At 62.8% G+C, this 19,123-nt stretch carries 17 protein-coding genes and 1 pseudogene; 8 read left to right on the top strand and 10 right to left on the bottom strand.

The annotated features are described in order from the left end of the window. Window positions 1-73 precede the first annotated feature (73 nt). Genes QOC76_RS11640 through QOC76_RS11625 form a run of 4 tightly spaced genes read left to right on the top strand, consistent with a single transcriptional unit; the run spans window position 74 to window position 7,309 of the window. Window positions 74-1,564 (top strand): hypothetical protein, encoded by a 1,491-nt coding sequence (locus QOC76_RS11640; RefSeq protein ID WP_526356990.1) that lies wholly within the window; start codon window positions 74-76, stop codon window positions 1,562-1,564. Window positions 1,565-1,599: 35 nt separating this feature from the next. Continuing rightward, the gene (locus QOC76_RS11635) at window positions 1,600-2,070 is read left to right on the top strand and encodes a hypothetical protein (RefSeq protein ID WP_526356989.1); all 471 of its coding nucleotides are present in this window, start codon (window positions 1,600-1,602) and stop codon (window positions 2,068-2,070) included. Continuing rightward, complete coding sequence (locus QOC76_RS11630; protein WP_526356988.1) at window positions 2,067-5,258, top strand: ATP-binding protein; 3,192 nt, start codon at window positions 2,067-2,069, stop codon at window positions 5,256-5,258. Before QOC76_RS11635 ends, QOC76_RS11630 begins: the two co-directional genes overlap by 4 nt. Next, complete coding sequence (locus tag QOC76_RS11625; RefSeq protein WP_526356987.1) at window positions 5,255-7,309, top strand: FAD-dependent oxidoreductase; 2,055 nt, start codon at window positions 5,255-5,257, stop codon at window positions 7,307-7,309. The genes QOC76_RS11630 and QOC76_RS11625 overlap by 4 nt, the downstream gene beginning before the upstream one ends. 8 nt (window positions 7,310-7,317) lie before the next feature. Here QOC76_RS11625 and QOC76_RS11620 read toward each other — a convergent pair whose 3' ends face one another. Further along, entirely contained in the window at window positions 7,318-8,568 is a 1,251-nt protein-coding gene (locus QOC76_RS11620; protein ID WP_526356986.1) for a saccharopine dehydrogenase family protein, read from the bottom strand. 11 nt (window positions 8,569-8,579) lie between these two features. Continuing rightward, window positions 8,580-9,110, bottom strand: a pseudogene (locus tag QOC76_RS11615) (CGNR zinc finger domain-containing protein). Between the two features lie 156 nt (window positions 9,111-9,266). Between QOC76_RS11615 and QOC76_RS11610 the strand changes: the two are divergent. The 4 genes from QOC76_RS11610 to QOC76_RS11595 all read left to right on the top strand — a co-directional run bounded on the left by QOC76_RS11610 (window position 9,267) and on the right by QOC76_RS11595 (window position 12,177). Beyond that, a complete protein-coding gene (locus QOC76_RS11610; RefSeq protein WP_526356985.1) occupies window positions 9,267-10,193 on the top strand; it encodes an NADP-dependent oxidoreductase in 927 nt (308 codons plus the stop codon). 19 nt (window positions 10,194-10,212) lie between these two features. Next, window positions 10,213-10,584, top strand: coding sequence for a nitroreductase/quinone reductase family protein (locus tag QOC76_RS11605; protein WP_526356984.1), 372 nt, complete (start codon window positions 10,213-10,215; stop codon window positions 10,582-10,584). A gap of 166 nt (window positions 10,585-10,750) precedes the next feature. Continuing rightward, window positions 10,751-11,383 (top strand): DUF1326 domain-containing protein, encoded by a 633-nt coding sequence (locus QOC76_RS11600; RefSeq protein WP_526356983.1) that lies wholly within the window; start codon window positions 10,751-10,753, stop codon window positions 11,381-11,383. Between the two features lie 38 nt (window positions 11,384-11,421). Beyond that, window positions 11,422-12,177 carry a DUF2182 domain-containing protein gene (locus QOC76_RS11595; protein WP_526356982.1) on the top strand — a complete coding sequence of 252 codons (756 nt, stop codon included), beginning with the start codon at window positions 11,422-11,424 and terminating at the stop codon, window positions 12,175-12,177. A gap of 148 nt (window positions 12,178-12,325) precedes the next feature. Here QOC76_RS11595 and QOC76_RS11590 read toward each other — a convergent pair whose 3' ends face one another. The 8 genes from QOC76_RS11590 to QOC76_RS11555 form a co-directional block, all read right to left on the bottom strand. Further along, entirely contained in the window at window positions 12,326-12,757 is a 432-nt protein-coding gene (locus QOC76_RS11590; RefSeq protein ID WP_526356981.1) for a MarR family winged helix-turn-helix transcriptional regulator, read from the bottom strand. A gap of 319 nt (window positions 12,758-13,076) precedes the next feature. Continuing rightward, window positions 13,077-13,463: an FHA domain-containing protein gene (locus QOC76_RS11585; protein ID WP_526356995.1), complete on the bottom strand. Its 387-nt coding sequence runs from the start codon at window positions 13,461-13,463 to the stop codon at window positions 13,077-13,079. Window positions 13,464-13,578: 115 nt separating this feature from the next. Further along, complete coding sequence (locus QOC76_RS11580) at window positions 13,579-14,964, bottom strand: CoA transferase (protein WP_526356980.1); 1,386 nt, start codon at window positions 14,962-14,964, stop codon at window positions 13,579-13,581. Between the two features lie 385 nt (window positions 14,965-15,349). Beyond that, window positions 15,350-15,511, bottom strand: coding sequence for a hypothetical protein (locus QOC76_RS11575; RefSeq protein WP_526356979.1), 162 nt, complete (start codon window positions 15,509-15,511; stop codon window positions 15,350-15,352). Window positions 15,512-15,671: 160 nt separating this feature from the next. Beyond that, the gene (locus tag QOC76_RS11570) at window positions 15,672-16,166 is read right to left on the bottom strand and encodes a hypothetical protein (protein WP_526356978.1); all 495 of its coding nucleotides are present in this window, start codon (window positions 16,164-16,166) and stop codon (window positions 15,672-15,674) included. Between the two features lie 79 nt (window positions 16,167-16,245). After that, entirely contained in the window at window positions 16,246-16,665 is a 420-nt protein-coding gene (locus QOC76_RS11565) for a DUF7144 family membrane protein (RefSeq protein ID WP_526356977.1), read from the bottom strand. Window positions 16,666-17,815: 1,150 nt separating this feature from the next. Next, window positions 17,816-18,766: a DUF5996 family protein gene (locus QOC76_RS11560; protein WP_526356976.1), complete on the bottom strand. Its 951-nt coding sequence runs from the start codon at window positions 18,764-18,766 to the stop codon at window positions 17,816-17,818. A gap of 75 nt (window positions 18,767-18,841) precedes the next feature. Continuing rightward, window positions 18,842-19,123: NADPH-dependent FMN reductase (locus QOC76_RS11555; protein WP_526356975.1), on the bottom strand; the 282-nt coding region annotated here is incomplete at its 5' end.

Raw genomic sequence — 19,123 nt, 5'->3', positions numbered from 1 at the left:
GGTTATCTAATCTTGCGCGTGCCGATTTCTCGGTATGCTACCTGGGCAAACAGGGCGAGGAGTCGCTATGGGGATGCTGCGGGATTTGATTGAGGTTTACGGCGCGCTCGACAAGGCGGTCGGCCGGTCCAATGACCCGGCGGTCGCGAACGCGGTCGACAGCTTTGTGCCCGGGTTCTCAGCAAACTGCGGATGGTATGACGAGATCGAGCGCTTCTTCTTCGGGAAGAATGCTAAGAGCAACCCGGATCTGGGCGAGGCCTGTTCGAGGATTGGCGCGGCCAGCAAGGTCGCGGACATCGAACGGGCGGCCAGTCAAAGCACAGGTGATGGTGAAAATGGGCCACGCCGCCCGCGCCCAGCGTTGACCAAGCCACAGAAGTCCAGGCTGCTCTACGGGCTCACCGCCGCCGCCCGCGCACATCAGGCCGCCGCGCCGAAGATGACGTACATGCCGGACGACTACCTCATGTACGCATACATGGAAGCACTCGCCGCGCTCGGCCCGGACGACGAGCCCTACGACAGCCGGCTGGGGAAGGCCGGCGCAAAGTTCGAAGACATCTGGAATGAAGTCGACGCTCGATGCGCGGGCCGCGGCCACTTCTCACGCCTGCGCAAATACGCAGCGATAACGGCGGGTGTCGTCGACCCGTCGACGCAGGACATCCCACTGTGCAGCGCGAAAGTCGTCACCATCGATGGCCTGCCTGTGGTTGTGGTCGACACCAACCTCCATTCAGACAGCAGGTCGTTCCATGACGTAGTCGAAATCGTCAACCCCTTCAACTGGAACGAGAACTATCCCGAATTCTTTCTCAGCATGGATCCCTGCGATCCACCCGAACGGACCGACGGTTGGTTCCGCGTGCTGGAGACGGTCGGGTTCCCCGGCCTAGGCGGGCTGCAACTGACGACTAACCTGAAGTATTACCCGAAGCTGAAGCTGGACGAAGGCATCGCCCACATCGACTACGACCTCGACGACCCGCCGCCGGGGCAGGGCGACGGCAAGGTGACCGTCGACCGCGGCTTCATCAACATCGAAGTCGCCAATGACGAACGCGACCCGACCAAGCCCGGTGTCAGCGCGAAGACTCGGAAAGTGGTCCACATCGAGGGTCTATCGCCCTATGCACAGCAGCGGCTGGTCTGCCTCACCGGATACGGCACGGCTTCATCGGAGTTTCTCCTCGGCGGAAAGGCCGACGCCGAGAAACCGTATCCGAGGGATTTCGTGTATTACAAAGACAAAGTTCCGCAAGCCGACCCCGAGGTCGAGCCCACCGAGGTATCGACCCATGCCGTGGCGACAGCGGTCAACCTCTGGACCGAATCGGTGCAGGGCCTGGTTAGTGATTACTTCGATTTTGCCGAGAAGTGGATGGACGGCCGGCTGAGAATACGCGACGTCGCAGATTACAGCTCTCAGGTGACGGAGCGGCTGGTCAGCGGACCCCTGGAGTTTTGGGACCGCGTCAACCAGCCGCGACGGGGACAATCGGGCCAAGCCCAACCGCGTGGCGGTCGCGGCGGCAACCCCGAATACGGCGGTGACACATGAGCTCTCGCAATATGAGGACCCGACAGGCCAAGCAGATGCTGCGCGGCTACTTGAACGAGGTCAATACCATCACGGAAAATGCGTCGGTCGACGACCAGACTGGCCGCTGGGGTCTAGACCCGTGGATTCGCATCATCCACGAGCTCGTCGATCTCCAGCTCCGGACCACTGCTGCCGTAATCCAGGGGGCGTTGGCCGGCCCGTGGTGGCTCCAGCAGACCTCCGAGGAGTTGGACTCGGAGACCGTCGACGTAAGCCCGTCCGCGCCTTACCCTCGGATCGTCAGCGCCTCCGCATTTGTCCGCGTCGGCCAGCCGAAAACGAAGATCCCTCCCGCCAGCCTCGATATCGAACCGGACGTATTGCCCGCGGGGGAGACGCAGATCCAGATCCGGCTGAAGGATTACCGATACATCGGTGCCAACTACAAAGGCAAGATAATGCTGAAGAACCCGAATGACCCCAGCGGAAAGCCTCAAACTGTCGAGGTCACCGTAGGCCTGTGACCGACCGTTCCACGAAGTCCACTATCGACGAGTTGCTCGATCGCGCGATCTCGGCGATAACGCGGGGTGATCGCGCCACTGCCGACGCACTCGTCGGACAGGTGCTTGCGGTGGACCGCAACAATCCCGACGCGGAAGAATTGCTTGCCAACCCAGGCGGCGGCGGCGAAATTCGTCGTCTCACCATGTTGTTCGCCGACCTCGTTGACTCCACCGCATTGTCCACCCGAATCGATCCCGAGATCTACCGCACGGTGGTTGGGCGCTATCGCGATCTGGTGACCACCATCGTCAACCGCTTCGAGGGTCATATCGGCTCCACCCGAGGCGACGGGCTGTTGGCGGTCTTCGGCCATCCCATAGCGCACGAAAACGATGCGCACCGGGCAGTGCAAGCCGGGCTTGACATCATCAACGAAGTGGCTGTGCTGAGTTGGCGGGTAAAGCGACGCTTCGGCTTCGACATCGATGTCCGAGTGGGTGTCCACAGGGGGGTTGTGTATCTCGATATTGGGCAAGACGACGTCTACGGCCTTGGCGCCAATCTGACCGCACGGGTGTGCAGCCTGGCCGAACCCGGATCGGTCGCCGTGTCGGAGGCGATCGAACACGTGGTTCACGACAGGTTCGAACTGGAGGAACGCCCGCCGGCTCCGATCAAGGGTGTCGATGAGGACATCGTCCATTACCGGGTGATCGCCGACCGCGATGTCACCGCGATCGCGCGAGGCCCGCTCGTCGGTCGGGAACGCGAACTCGAGTACCTCAGCGACAGTTGGAGGAAGGCCGTCGCAGGCAGTCTGTCCGACCCGTGCATCGCCTTTTGCGGAGAGGGCGGAATCGGTAAGAGTCGGCTTGCCGGCGCCGCGGTGGAGATGGCCAAGCAATCCGGTGCCGTTGTCCTCGACCTGTACGGGTCCCCGTTCCACACGGATATCGGCCTGCGTCCGGTAAGGAGGTTGCTCGAGCGACGGTGCGGCATCCACCGTGGGTCTGATCCGGTGGAGAGTCTGGGTAAGCTCGCCACGGAGGTCGAGGGATACGGGATCAGCGCCGACGTGGCGGTGCCCCTGCTGGCGCCGGTGCTCGGCATCGGCCCAGACAGCGGCTATCGACCTACACCTGCGCGCGCGGGCAAGCTATACGACCAGATCGCCGGCGCTATCAACGAATATCTGCTGGCGTGCATTGGCACCGGACCCGGGCTGGTGCTGGTCGAGGACATTCACTGGTTCGACGAGGACACCATCGAGATCGTTCAGGCCCTGCTGCAGGACAAATCGGGGCGGCTCCTCGTCGTCGTCAACGGGCGCCAATTGCCTGCTGCGATCGACTGCGCACAGACATACAGCCTGGGTCCGCTCACCGACGCAGAAGCCGACACGCTGATCCAGGCTCTGCACTTTGAATTGACCCCTGCGGCGCGAGCCTCGGTGCGTCAACGATGTGACGGAATCCCGCTGTACATCGAAGAAGTGGTCGCCAAACTCAAGAACTTGTCCGAAGGGACGGGCGAATCCGCCCAGGTGCCCGACACCTTGTACGAGGCGTTGATGGCCCGTCTGCAGAGCAGCAGGCACGCGCCGCTGGTAGTCGAGGCGGCCGCACTCGTCGGCCGCCACATCGATCACCGGCTGTTGGCATCGGCGGTCCAGTTGGGCACCGAAAAGGTGGATGCGCTGCTCGATGAGTTCACGCGCGGCGGGGTTTTGCAGCGGATCGGCCCAGACAGTTGGCGCTTCCGGCACGAGCTGCTGCGTGAGGTGGCCGCCGAGCTATCGCCGCCGAGTGTGCGCCGCAGACTTCACAGCCGGATCGGGGATGCGCTGGTCGGGGCAGCCGACGACACGGCTCCCGAATGGGCACTGGTGGCACACCATTACGAGCGTGCCGAACGTTTCGACGAGGCTGTGGTGGCCTGCCAGAACGCGTCGGCCAATGCCCGGCAGCGCGGCGCACTGATCGAAGCACGCAACCACCTCACCCGCGCGCTGGAGAACGTCGATCTGATGCCAGCCGGTCCTACACGTGATCGGAACGAGGTCGCCGTTCGCCTCGAGCGCGGATTCCTCACGTCGGTCGCGACAGGCCATGCGAGCACCGAGGCGGCCGCCGAGTTCGAGCGGTGCCTACAGCTGGTCGGCGACGAGCCAAGTAGCCAGCTCTACGCGACCTTCACTGGTCTGTGGAGCTACTACGCCACCCGTGGCGATCTCCACCGGGCAACTCAATTGGTCGAGGCGCTGAGAAACCTGCCGGACATGCCGGAATGGTACGAAGTGGCCAACGATGTGGTGCTGGGAGTGCTGGCCACTTTCCGAGGCGAATTCCGTCCGGCGAGGGCGATGCTGGAGTCGGGCGCTACAGCACTGGATCGGATCGGCTCGCCGAAGATCGAAGGGGCGTGGTTCGCACCAAACGATCCGTTGGCCGGCGCGCACACATTCCTGGGGCTCCTCCGCTTCTTCGAGGGCGATCTCGCTGGAGCCGAGTCAGCGTTCGCGCTTGTCGAAGGCCATTGCAAGAAGCTGGCGTTCCCGCACGGCCCGTTCACCCTCTGCTACGGGCTGGCGATGGAGACGATGGCACGTGTCGAGGCGGGCCAACTCGAGGAGGCCAACCAACTCGTCGCCGAAGTCGCCGGCCGGGCCGAGCAGCACGGCTTCGACGAATGGGCGATGATTTCGGTCTGTAACCAGGCCTCGTTGGCCGCGAGGGCCGCGCTGGCCGCCGGCGAGACCCATGCCGCTACGTTGCATGCACATATCGCGGCCATCACTGCGGTCGTCGACGCATGGCGTGGCGCCGACATGAAGACATTCCTCGGCGTCTACGACGGATTACTGGCGCGGCTTCTGATCGCGGTAGGCATGAAAAGCGAAGCTCGCGAGCGGGCCGAGCTCGCTCTGCAGATGGCCGACGAAACCGGAATACATTTCTACGATGCCGAATTGCTGCGCATTCGGGCCCACACCCACGACGACGCGCATGCCCGTCACGCGGAGCTTCGGGGGGTCATAGAGTTGGCCCAGCAACAAGGCCATCCTGTATTTGAACTGCGCGCCGCTGCAGACGTTTTCGAGCTGGTCGGCGAGTCAGGCCGGACCGTATTGGAGGACGCGCTGAGTCACTTCCCCGTCGATCAGACGTGGCCCGAATTGGCGCGAGCGCGGGCCCTGCTCAGGTGAGCACGCCTCGCGGCCGGGTAGCGATTCTGGGCGGGGGCATGGCCGGTCTGAGCGCCGCGTGGCGGCTCAGCGAGCCAGGCTGGCGGGACCGCTTCGAGTCGATAACGGTTTATCAACGCGGATGGCGTCTCGGTGGCAAGGCAGCGTCCAGCAGAGGGCCACACGGCCGGATCGAAGAGCACGGATTGCACGTGTGGCTCGGCTCGTACGAGAACGCCTTTGCGCTGTTGCGCGAGTGCTACGCCGAACTCGACCGTCCAACAACCGCTCCGCAAACTCCGATCCGAACGTGGGACCAGGCGCTGGTGCCTGCCGACAACCTGGCGATGGCCGATCAGTCTGGTCGAGACTGGTCGGTGTGGCCAGGGCGCTTCTCGCGTAACGATCAGCTGCCCGGTGACCCCGACGCAACGGGTCGCGAACTGACGGTCGTCGAGTTTCTCCGACGAGCGCTCCAGTTGGTACTCGACTTCGCCGAATCACTGGACGAGACAGCCGGATTGGTACTCTCCGCCACTTCCGACCCGAAAGCGACAGAATGGCGTGAAGTCACCCGGCGGGCGGCATTCGCCACTATCGCGGCTCTGAGTGCTTCTCCGGGCCGACGTGTTCTTCACGCCGGCCTGTTGGCGCAATCGCTGGAAGCCATTCGGGGGGCTCTCGACTACGAGCGTCGGCCCGATCACAAACGGTTTTGGTTGATGCTGGCACTTCTTGTTGCCACGGCACGCGGGCTGATCACCGACAACTTGGTGACCGACCCCCGTGGTTTCAGGGCCATCAATGACGAGGACTACGGGCACTGGATTCTGCGACACGGCGCTCCGGTTGAGGTGCTCGACTTCCCGCTTGTGCGTGGAATGTACGACATGGTGTTCGGCTACGAGGACGGTGACTACACACGGCCGTCCTTTGCCGCCGGACTCGCGGTGCTCCTCACCGGCATTGCACTCTTTCAGTACAAGGGCGCGTTTTTCTGGAAGATGACCGCGGGCATGGGTGACGTCGTCATCGCACCGCTCTACCAGGCACTGCGAAAGCGCGGCGTGCGATTCGAGTTCTTTCACCGCGTCGACCAGTTGCATCTCGACGAGCGCCGCCTGGTCATCGACGCCATCACAGTGGGCCGTCAGGTCGCCATGGCCGAGGGAATCGAGAACTACGAACCGCTTACGACTGTCAAGGGATTGCCAGTGTTCCCCAAAGCTCCATTAGCGGACCAGATCGTGGCGAAGGCCGGAATCGAGGACCTGGAGTCGCATTTCGCTCGACGGGACGACGTGGAGACCAGCGTGCTGCGCCGCGGTGTGGACTTTGATCACGTCGTCCTGGCGACCTCGCTCGGGATGGTCGAGATGGTGGCGGCAGAATTGATCGCCGACCGACCGGAATGGCTGGAGATGACGACGCATCTGCGCACCGTTGCCACCCAAGCCTTCCAATTATGGCTGCGCCCCTTGGAGTCTGAACTGGGATGGCACCTGCCGGGTGTGACAACCAGCGGCTACGTCGCCCCATTCGACACCTGGGCCTCGATGCCTCAAACACTCTGGGCAGAGAACTGGCCCGACGAAGACCGTCCACGCACGATCGCGTATTTCTGCGGAGCCTTCAACGCCCAGTGGCCGCCGGACGGTGACCCTGCAGACTACGTGGCCAGCTGCCGTCAGCAGGTCCTCACCAACGCTGTGACATACCTCGACCACCATCTGTCGCTTTATCTGCCCGGTGCGGTCACCGGAAACGGATTCGTCTGGAATCTGCTCAGCGGCGTGAACGGTGACCGTGGCGCAGCCGCCCTCGACCGACAACATGTCAGCGTCAACATCGACCCATCGGACAGATATGTGCAGTCCGTTCCCGGTTCGGACAAGTATCGACTCCGGTCCGACGAAAGTGGTTACGACAACCTGGTTCTCGCCGGCGACTGGACTGACTCTGGGATCAACGCGGGCTGTATCGAGGCCGCCGTGATGTCGGGGCTGCAGGCCGCGAATGCGTTACTCGGCCGCAGTCGATTTCACCGTATCCGCGGCTTCTACCTACCCTGAGCAGCTGGTCAGCTCAACTGTGCCGTCTTGAGCGTTACCCCGGCGGCGGGCAGTCGCGTCATCAGGACGTCCCCCATTGCTACCGCAGGCGTGACGACGCCGCGTGAGTCCGACAACTTGTCTCGGTCCAGCGCCAGCGCCAGCGCGCACTCGCCGGCCAGCACCGAGGTGGCGGTGTAACCGGGGTCAGCCTGCTGAGCCATGGTCGCCACATAACGGGCTCCGCTGGTCGTGGTGGTGTATGTCTCGACCTTGTAATGCCCACGCGTACCTTCGTCGTGTCCAATCCCGGCGCGGGGCATCATCCGGTCGGCGAAGCCGCGAGGAAGCATCCGCAAGAACTCGCCCCCATAGCGGGAGGCATTGGCGATGCCGGCGTTGAACATCGCCGCGATAAACGGAGACAGGACAGTCGAGCCCATGGTGATCGTTTCCGCATACCGGAATCGCCGGCCATAGGTCCACCCAAGGAGCGCGTTGCTGCGCCTCACACATCGCGTGTTGTAGAGGGCCATTACGTAACCGCCGGCCCACAGACCGGTCAGCTCCGGTGAGATCTGCGCCCCCCTACACAACGGCAGATCCGGCTGATCCCCCAAATCGGGCTCGGCTCGTCTGTCGGGGCTGAGGCTGTAGGGGTCATCGAGCATGCGCCGCACGCCGGCATCGTCCGAGGCGATACGCATCAATTCGACCATCGTCGCAATCGACCCGCCGGCATAACCACCGGAATAATCACGCAACACCAACGTCGTGTCGGTCAACTCACCGGCCTTGTCGTCGATAGCTCTGCGATGCAGTGCGTAAGCCGTCAAATCCGAAGGGACGGAGTCGAACCCACAGGAATGGACGATGCGGGAGCCGCTCTCGATTGCCTGGCTGTGGTAGAGGTCGATGCTGTTACGTACGAACGGCACCTCACCGGTCAAGTCGGCGTAATCGGTCCCGGTCGCCGCACACGCGGCGACGACAGGTAGTCCGTGCGTGGTGTACGGCCCGACGGCGCTCACCACCACCTGTGTTCGGGCGGCCATCGCCCGCAACGCCTCCGGCTGTGAGACATCGGCGACGATCAGTCGCCATTCCTGCGCAGCGGTGCCGAGCGAACTTCGAACGGCATGCAGCCGATCGAGGGATCGACCGGCCAGCGCGACGCGAGCCTCCGCACGCGAACTCGCCAGATAGTTGGCGGTGAGCTTACCGATAAAACCCGTGGCCCCGTACACCACGATGTCAAGGTCACGCCGGCTCGAACCCACGACGGCCGACGTTACCTGTCCTTCGCGCGCCGTTCGCGGTAAGCCGCAACATATTGGCGGTTGCCGCAATTTCCGGTCTCGCAGAGCATGCGTGACCGATTGCGGGACAAGTCCACAACAACCGCCTTGCAGTCGGGCGCCGCACAGATCTTCAACCGCCGCAACTCCCCCACCGGATCAGGTCGGCCAACGCCCTCGCGAACTCCGCACCCATGCGCTGCGCCAGCGGGTCGCGCTGTGAGGCCAGGTGCAGGTGCCACTCCGGCATCTCCGGGTGACGGGTCAGCCACGGCGAGGCATGCGCGTCCGCCAGCAGCGCATTGACCATCGCGACGGCCCGCCTCCTCATCGTCGGCCGCTTCCCAGATCCGACCTAGCCGCGCCCGCAGCGCCTGGACCGCCGGCACTTCAGAATCGTCGCGGTCTCGCCGGCCGGTCCAGCCGTAGCGGGCCAAAAAACGATCAAGATCCGGCTGATCAGCGAGGTGTTCACCAGCCTCACGGTCAGTGTTGATGAGCTCAGCCGCAGCGCGCAGCGTCAACTCAGTGGTTCGGGATCGAACGTACTACCCGCCGACGCCACCGAATGAGGTCGACCGTGGTTTTGCCGCGGCGCGGCCATCTAGACAGATTATTCGTGAATCGTTCTTCAGCTCCCAACTGATTGACACATCATGTAAATCAACTACTGTAGTTCTATGCCGAAAGCGGTGCAGTTCGATTCGTACGGCGAAGTCGACGTACTCGAGGTGCGCGAGGTGCCTCGGCCTGTTCCCGGAGCCGGCGAAGTTCTCGTCGAGGTCAAGGCAGCCGGCATCAATATCAGTGAGGCGGCGATTCGCTTAGGGGCCGTTCGCGATATGTTTCCTGCGACATTTCCGTCGGGTCAAGGCAGTGACCTGGCGGGGATGGTGGCCGAACTCGGCCCCGGCATAAGCGATTTCGCAGTCGGCGACGAGGTGATCGGGTTCTCCATGCAGCGGTCGAGCCACGCAGAATACGTGACGGTGCCCGCAGCCCAGTTGACCCCAAAGCCGTCGGAGGTTTCCTGGGAGGTGGCCGGCTCGCTGTTCGTCGCGGGTGCGACTGCCTACGGGGCGGTGCAGGCGGTGCGCCTCCTACCGGGAGATACGGTGGCGATCGCGGGCGCGGCCGGCGGTGTCGGTTCGATCGCTGTTCAACTCGCGCGACGCACCGGTGCCGCGGTCCTCGGTATCGCCGGGCCATCCAACGATGCCTGGCTCGCCGACCATGGCGCCGTCGCAGTCAACTATGGTGACGACTTGCCAGCCCGGCTGCGCGCCGCAGCACCGTCCAAACGCATCGACGCCCTGCTGGATTTCTTCGGTGGTGGATATGTCGCCATGGCGGTCGAGGACCTCAACGTGCCTCGCGACAGGATCGACACCATCACCGATTTCGCTGCCGTAGAACAGTTCGGAGTGTTGTCGGCAGGCGGCGCAGACGCCGCGACTGCCGCGGTGGTCGCCGAGTTGGCTGACCTCGTCGCGCAGGGTGAGCTGGAAGTGCCGATCGCCGGAGTATTCGCACTCAAAGATGTGCAAGACGCGTACCGGGAGCTCGAACTACGCCGCACCCGCGGCAAGTTAGTGCTGCGACCCTGAGCGATTTGAGGAGACCACGATGAGCGATGGCAACGACTTCAACGAGCGCAATATCGCCGAGTTCCGCGCCAACCACGGTCGCGTCAGTGGCCCGTTCGAAGGTGCGCCGATCGTAGTACTGCACACAGTCGGTGCACGCAGTGGAAAACCGCGGACCAACATCATGATGTACCTCGCCGACGGCGAACGGTACCTAGTCTTCCCCTCGAATCAGGGTGCCGACTACAACCCCGCCTGGTACTGGAACCTGAAGGCCAACCCCAATGTCCGCATCGAAGTCGGCGACGGCATCATCGACGTGCACGCGACCGATATACAGGGCGCCGAACGCGACGACAAGTACGCACTGCAAGCCGCGCGTATCCCGGATTCGCCGAGTACCAGCGCATGACGTCGCGGACCATCCCAGTTGTCGCGCTCACGCCTATCGGCGCGGCGAGGCCGCGCGAATAACGATCGCGACCGGCGGGACCGGCTCGTATCCACCGAGACTGTTTGATTGATACATCATATAAAATACTACTATCTGTCCGGAACACGCGGGGACGGAGCATCCGGTGGCTGATCGATGGACGATTCGCGGTACCGAATTCACGAACTGCAACTGCGGCTGGGGCTGCCCATGCCAGTTCGGCGCCAAGACAACCTACGGGCACTGCGAGACGGTGATGTGTGGCCACATCGAAGAGGGAAACTTCAACGACACGAATCTCGACAGCCTGGACTGGGCAGTGCTCATGTATTGGCCGGGCGAGGTCGCCGAGGGCAATGGCACGCAGCAGGTGATCATCGCCGAGCGGGCGGAGCCGGCCCAACGAGATGGACTGCGGAAGATCCTTCACGGCGAGTCAACTGCTCCCGGAGCAACGCATTTCTTCGTGTACAACAGCACGATGTCGACCGTGCTGGACACGCTCTACTCACCGATCAAGCTGTCGATCGATGTTGATCAGCGAATGGCCGACCTGAAAATTGAAAAGCTGGTCGAATCGCGGGGAACGCCGATCATCAGTCCCTACACGGGGAAGCCGACCAGGTCACGCATCAACATGCCGGATGGGATCCACTACATCTTCGCCGAGATGGGCAACGGCAACACCGTTGCCAAGGCGGGCATCGAGCTCGACCTGAAGGACAGCTACGGCCAGTTCAACGTGCTGCACGTAGACCAAGACGGAATGATCCGCTGACCACGTCTTGGGTCGGGCGCCACCGGGACCAACTTGCCGTGATCGCCGGTCTGAGCGGCATCACCATCGCAGCCTGGGTCTACGTCCTAGTAGTGGCAGCAAGCCACATGGCGAACGGGTCAGCGGACTCGAGCGATCGATCAATGGCGCCGATGGTCGACGCGATGACACGGGTACAGCCTTGGACGGCAACTGAATTCGGCCTGAGACTGGCGATGTGGGCCGTCATGATGGTGGCCATGATGGTACCTACTGCGGCACCAATGACCCTGCTCTATGCCGCAGTCGCTCGGAAGGCCGCCTCCCAGAACAACCCGCTGGCCTCGACGACCCTCTTGGTCGCCGGTTACATCTCGATGTGGACGGCCTTCAGCCTTCTGGCCACCATCGCCCAGCACGCTCTGGATCGGGCCGCGTTGCTCTCTCCGATGATGGTGTCGAGAAGCGCTGGGTTCGGCGCCGCTGTGTTGATAGTGGCCGGCGTCTACCAGTTCACTCCGCTGAAGAATGCCTGCCTCGAGAATTGCCGCGCCCCAGCACACTTCCTGTCCCGCTACTGGCGCACCGGCAACTTCGGCGCGTTCCGCATGGGACTGAGGCTCGGTGGCTACTGCGTGGGCTGCTGCTGGATCCTGATGGGATTGCTGTTCGTCGGTGGCGTGATGAACTTGCTCTGGATCGCGGCGATCGCGATCTTCGTCCTTCTGGAGAAGACGATCCCATTCGGTGACGTGAGCGGAAGGATCGCCGGCGCCGCCATGATCCTGGCTGGCGTGTTAAATCTGTCCCTGTAAGAGTTCAGGTCGTCGCGAACACGACTCGTTTGGGTTCGGCGTCGGCTAATGCTCACGACGCATGGGCTTTGCAGGGCACCCACGATGGCACGTTGCAGCCTCCGATCGGGGAAGCTGCCCGCTACACCAACCTCGCGGCCGCACTGGCTCACTGAATAGATATCGATGGCAATGACGCATTCAGGTCCAGGCTTGCCTGGATGTGTTCCAGCGCCGCGGTCAGCGAAGGCACGAGCTCATCAGGGAGCGCCCCGAAGAACAACTTTCGGACTAGTGTTGCGTGGCCTGGTGCGGCCGCGACAATGGCATTCATACCTTGTTCGGTTATGACCGCGTCAGTCGCCCTGCCGTCATCTTCGGACTGGATGCGTTCGGTGAGGCCACGTTCGCTCAGACGCCGCACCTGGTGGGAAAGACGGCTGCGTTCCCATCCGATCAAAGCGGCCAGATCGGTGATTTGCAGCTTGTGGTCCGGCGCACTACTCAATGCGTTGAGCACGTGATAATCGGCTAACGACAGTCCGCTATCACGCTGTAATTGGCGATTGATCTCATAGTTCATTCGCAACTGCACGCGCATATAGGCCACCCATGTGCGCGATTGTGTCGGGGACAGCCAGGGACTGTCACCACGGGGTGAGCGACGAGGGCGTGACATTTGACCATCCTTCTGCTGGACTCTTCACGCTTATTATCCGCAGACTTCCTCCATCGAGCGCCGCCACCCGCTCGACGGCCTCGATTGGCCGAACAAAATAGGTCTTGAGTGGGGTCCGCGCTCGAGCGATACACGTCAGCTAGCACTGGTACAGGTAGCCCAGCGATATGTAGCGCGCGGCGGACAAAGCAGGCCGTTTCCCACGACGCGCCCCTTCGATCACCCGTGCGGTCGAATAGTGCTAGCCATCTTGGTCAATAAACACCAGACGGAACTTGCCGATCTGAATCTCATCACCGTTGGCAAGCACCGATGATTGCACTGGTTTGCGGTTCACGAAAGTACCGTTGAGGCTACCGATGTCAACAACTAGGAACTGGCCGTTCTCCCTTCGGAATTCGGCGTGACGGCGGCTTGCGGTGACGTCGTCGAGAAAGATGTCGCTATTGGGATGCCGGCCGACAGATGTCGCCGCCCTATCCAGCAGAAACCGGCATCCCGCATTCGGGCCGCGCTTCATTAACAACACGGCCACGTCGCTCGGCAAACCATCGACTGCCCACATCCCCGACTCAGCGGATGCAGCCGAATTATCGACCTCGCCGAGGACATCGGAGCGCAGATACATCGTGGTCTCCGCGGCCTTTTCGTCGGTTGATTGGTGGATGTCATTGCTCAATTCCTTGTCCTTTCGACGTGCAGGAATCGCCACTCACAAGGCGGACCTAGAAGCGTCGCAAGCCTCATCCGGTTGTCCACTGCGGTTTGCTTGACCCGCGCACCACGAGTAGTGGGTTCTTCCAGCGGGGCTTGGTTTCGGAGAACTCGACCGGTGGGGCGAGTCGGACGAGGTCCCCGTAGGGCGTTTGGGCTGTGATGGTGTCAGGCGCGAGGAGTTGATGCTGCTCGCCGGTGGGCGTCGGGGCGTTTTTGTCGACTTTGCCCAGGGACATGAACCACATTGCGCAGCGGGCCAGGTTGACGCGCACGTGGTAGCTGCCGCCTTCCTTGGCTCGGCGGATGAGGGCGGCTTGGATGCCGGCCGCACCGAGGTAGCCGGCGATGTAGTCGTTCATGACGTGGGTCGGGGGGAAGGCGGGGCGGTCGGGGGTGCCCTCTTCGGTGGTGAACCCGGTGACGCACAGGGCTTCCATGTCGAACCCGGCCCGGTTGGCCCAGGGCCCGTCGTAGGTGTAGCAGCGTGCGGAGGCGTAGACGATGCCGGGGCGGCGGGCGGCGAGTTCCTCGGGCGACAGACCCAGGTTGGAGATCTTGCGGGTGCGGTAGCTTTCGACGAACACGTCTGCGCCGGCGGCCAGTTCGTAGGCCGTTTGTAGCGCTTCGGGCTGGTTGAGGTCCAGCCATACCGATGACGTGAACCCGGCGCACGGGTCCTGCATCAGGGCCTCGTGCTCGAACTCTTCGGGGTGGGCGATCTGCAGCACCTCGGCGCCGTGCTCAGCCAATGTGCGTGACATGACGTTGCCGGCGATGACGTGGGTCGCTGACAGCACCCGCAGCCCCGCCAGTGGCCGTGCCGCCGGGGTAAACGGCTCGGGATCGCTGTCGCCGATCTTGACGATTTCGACCAACGGCTTGTCGGCGAGTTGCTTACCCTGGGGGTGAGCTGCCCATTCCTCGGCGGTGCGGACGACGGCGAAGACGAGCTCCTTGGCGGCGGCGGCCTCGTCGAGTTCCAAACCGTCCCACTTGGACACGGCCCTGGCGATGCTGTCCTTATCGGGCGAGCAGCCCAGGAACGCGCACATGCTGTTCAGGAGGCCCGGGTAGGCCCCCGTCGGCAGGAAGAACCGGCCGTCCTGGGTCCGGTAAAAATCGAATCCCATCGGGTTGCCCATGAAAAAGGGCATCTGGTAGGGGTAGCCGTTGATTGTCGGCGTGAATTTGTACATCGGGTTGATGCCGTGGATGGCCTTGCGCAGGTCGAGGCTCAGATCCTGACCATTGCCGCTGCGTTGACGCCAGATATCGGCGATGCCGGCGGCCCCGGCCATGATCGGGATGCCGATGCACGCCGCGAGCCGATGCACGCTCGGGAGGATCGGATCTTCGCCGACGAACGTTATCGTGCCACCGGTGTCCGCGGGGTCAAGCCCGAGACCGCGCATGACAGAACGAAATTCAGAGTCGACGTCGAAGTGTCCCGACTTTCCGCGAACGGTTAACGCATCCGTGCTCATCCTTTATCCCATCAACTTGGTGTCGTTCGGTCCTGGTTCTTCCACGCTAAGTGGGCGCTTTCGGCTTGGGAATGTTCGCGGGCACAGCATCGCTGCATCGAGATCGTGGGTTGTGACACCAACACGGTCAGTGGGGCGACGGGCCGATGACATCGATACTTAGTTTGAACAGTCGAGGCTCAGAGGGCCTCAGCCGTTTTCAGTGTGCTGCAGTCCGCACTGCCGCCGACCAGACCTCTTCTTCCACCTACGACGCACAAAGACGCAAAGAAGGTGACGCCCGGCGGCATCACCTTCTTTAGCAAAAGCCAGATTATGCAGGGGTCGGCAGCGAGGCGACCCGGGGGCGGCGCGCACCGACCGGGCGACCGCGCCGCTTTCCTCGCCAGTTGCTGTAGACGCCAACCAGCGTCATGGCGACCGGGATGTACAGCGGGGACAACGTCATCAGGAAGATGATGATCGGGAAAAGCATCGGGTTCTCACATTCTCCGCGAAGCGGAATTGTCGGCTCTTGTTGCGGTGAACTCTTCATCGAGCTCGTGGGCACAAATGTAGGAGCGCAGGTCCGGCCGAAGAATGTCGCAGCGGGATCATCTTTTGACGTCGCTTTGTCGTCTCGAGACAACCCGGCCTTATTGATCGTGGCAAGTGGTCGCGGTCGACGCCTGCAACTGGGCCCAGTCGACGACTCGATCGGGCGGCCGGCAGGCCCTGCGCCGCCCCACAAGTCCCCTGCCACCAGACCAGACGCCCATGTCGATACCCGCCAGCTCCCAGCCTTGCGGCCCATTGAGGAGATACACATCGGCTGCCGGCAGGACGCAAACACCGGATGTATCAACCAGCCGGCGATGAAGAACATCACGGGCCAGGGGCATGTCGTCGTCCCGCAATTCCGGTCGCCACATCACTCGTGCGTTGGACCCCACGCCGACTTCGGTTTGAGTCAATGTCGCGTCCGCCTCTTGGATGAAGGCAAAGGCGCTGCGGACTCGGACGAGAACTCCGATTACCGGCGGGTACCTGCCGGCTACGTCGCGGCGCACGATGATGTCGCTGACTCTCCCGATTTGCGCACCGGCGGCGTTCCGGACGGGACGACCAAGAATACCGGCGAGCGAGATCACCCGGCCGGCGACGGCGGTACTAAGGGCGAAGTGCCTGCGCGACGCGGCCCGCGACCGAAGGCGCTTCTCCGATCCGCGGTCACGCCGACCCACCGGACGTGTTCCATGTCGCGACGCCCCAAATGACCACGACGTCAAGGGCTATCAGCACAATCGAGCCCGGCGGATAATACGGCATCCAGAGAAAGGAGACCACGATGGCCAAGCAGGTGGCGACGATTGCCGCGGCCCGAGCCCCCGTGGCGTTGACGAAGAGGGAAACGGCGACTGCTGCCAACACCACTGCGGTCAGTAGGTTTATCCAACCCCAGCCGGAGAGTTGGAAGGTGTATTCGTAGCCGGGCCCCGAGACCACCAAGTCATTGGCGATAAGGGCGAACACACCGACAAGGAAGGTCAATACGGCGCTGGTGAGCATGAGGGCGGCGGCCGCAAGCGAAGCGCCCTCCTTCGGCCCCCGCTCGGTTTCATGCTCTGCGCGTTGAGAACTCGTGGTCATGGTGGTCTCCGATCTGCGCGAATTCGATGCTTGCGTAAGTCTTTCCGGCCCTTCGATCATCGACCGCATCAGCAGGGTTGTCGATGTCGACGCAGACAACACAACGCACCGGCAGTTGTCATCACCCACACCGAACGAACCACTCGCCGTGCAAATGCGTGACAGCGATTGCGGGCGCGCTCGCGTCGCATTGGAGACGGTTCGCGCGCAGCCGCGGGAAGGTAGACATCCAAGTCGTCCGCATGGAGTCGGTCGGCAACGTCAGCGGGGCGGTGTAGATCGGCTACATACACCGGCGGTGTACTTTGAACACCAGACATAGTTCGGCCACGACCACTGGGCGCGTGACAGATCGGCCGATGCGCTAGTCCCCTGCGCGCGAGCAGGGATCTATCCGGGGAGCCCCTGGTCTTCGGGGGGAAGCGGGGCCGGTCCCGTGATGCCCGGTGTCGCCCGGATGACGGGGGGTGTTGTCGGCGCGACGGATTCAGTGATGGTTACCCCGGTAGACATACCGGAACTCGCATCGGCGTCGAGGTTGTTGCGACCCTGATTGATACACACAGCCAAGGCGCCGACCGTGACAACGGCGCTTGCTCCGATCGCGGCAATGAACCGGAACTTCCTGGCGCTGGCGTCATTTCCTGTCCTTTGACGCATATCATAGGAAGGGCTTTCCCGCTTCAGCGAGACGCTGCGATAGTCATTGTTGTCGCGAAGGGACAGGTGGCCCCGTGTTGTTGTGTCGCCGGAAGCACGTTGCGGTGCCCGCCTTTGTCGACTGACCATATGCGTTCACTCCCGGTAATCAGTTGGAATCCGAGGCAAGGGCCCGATTCATCTCTGCGCCAATTAAATCCATCGTTGTGTGGGCGCCCGAAAATATCGATGTGATTAGTACCAGCGATCTATAGCGAAGGTTGTCATGCGTGTGAGATCCACACCGGCAGAGCCGGTGTCGGTGGCGGCGTCGGAATGAGTCTGTCGGCGTGATGGCAGGCCAGGCTGGCCCGAAGGACAACGTCACGAACCAACGCGCGCCGGTCCAGCCATGTGCCGCGGGTTAGTGCGTGGTGGCCGCTGGGTCCCGAGAGCGGCGATTCGGTCGCAAGTTGGATTTCGGCGTGGGACAATGACGTCCCGCTCTCGGCTAACTGTCGCGCATGGGCCGTAGTGGCAGGCGATACGGGTCGTCTTCAAGTGAGCTGCGGTCCCAGCCACCGAGGTCGGCGGCCGCCTCGTATGTGGTCTGCAAAAACCGGGCGACTGCCCGATCCGGGTCGTCGGCGGTGCGCACAGCTTCGTAGGGCAGCAGGAATTCTCCGTGCTCCTCGCTGAAGTAGGCGGTGCTTGGTTCAACGCAGTGAGCAGAGAAACCCTCTGGCGCGGGGTATGCGTACGAGTAGAACGCACCCTCATTGCCGCCTCCGGGCCAAAATCCACAGCTGCTGAGCTCCCGTGAGTACCCCTCGGCCATCACCCAGTCGGGGCAGTTTGGGGCGCCTCCCGGATGCAGGGGGGCCGGCCGCCCGGAGAACCGCGTGCACGCTAAATCCATAGCACCCCAGAAGAATTGAACCGGGCTCGCCTTCCCGACAAATTTCGCGCGAAAGTTCGTCATGACCCGATGGGCCTGCACCAATTGCCGCCAGAAGGTGCGGGCCGCGTCGGGCTGGTAGTCAGCGTGCTGATAATCCTCAGCGAATGGGATGGCGGGGTCTACCTCATTGGGCTTCCCCACGATGTGTGTTTCGACGCCGAGCCTGTCGAGCGCCGAGAGCGTCTCTCCGTAAAAGTCGGCGACGGGTTTCGCCGCCAGCGGCACCGCCTCCTGATCACCGTTACTCCTCCGGATCGCAAGATTTTGGTTGACAAAGTCGAACTCCATGTCGAACACCGCATCCCGATATGGGATTGCGCCGGTGGTCAGGCCTCGGGGACTCACGTACAGCGTCACTTGCCACCAGTGGTTCACCAGCGGCATGTGCGCCATGCGGACCTTGCCGACTATCTGTGTCCACATATGCAAGGTTTCGCGGGTCGCGGTCCATTCGTCCACCACCAGGGGCGGCCAGTCGTAGGGCCGCGTGGAGCCGTTCATGTCGATCCCTCCCACCGCTCGACGAGCGTGCGATCGAACACCACCCTATGCCCTCATAACTTCGATCGGCACCCGTCAGCGCACGAGGGCCAGCGCGGTGTGAACGCGGTTGACGAAGATGCCGAACGCGTCCATGTAGTTGCGCAGGAATTGTTCTGTGGACGGCTCGGCGACTTCACCGTCGCCGGTGATCATTCCTGGGGTGACTTGCACATAAGCCTCGGGCGCGGTCATCTGGGGTGAGTCACAGAAGCTGAGCGCGCTGCGCAGACTCTGTTGCGCCACAGCGGTTCCGATCTTACCTGGGGAGGCGCCGATCACCGCCGACGGCTTATGCGCGAATGAGTTTGTTCCATG

This window comes from Mycobacterium sp. (assembly GCF_032159565.1).
GTDB lineage: Bacteria > Actinomycetota > Actinomycetes > Mycobacteriales > Mycobacteriaceae > Mycobacterium.
This window is presented reverse-complemented; position numbering and strand designations above follow the sequence as displayed.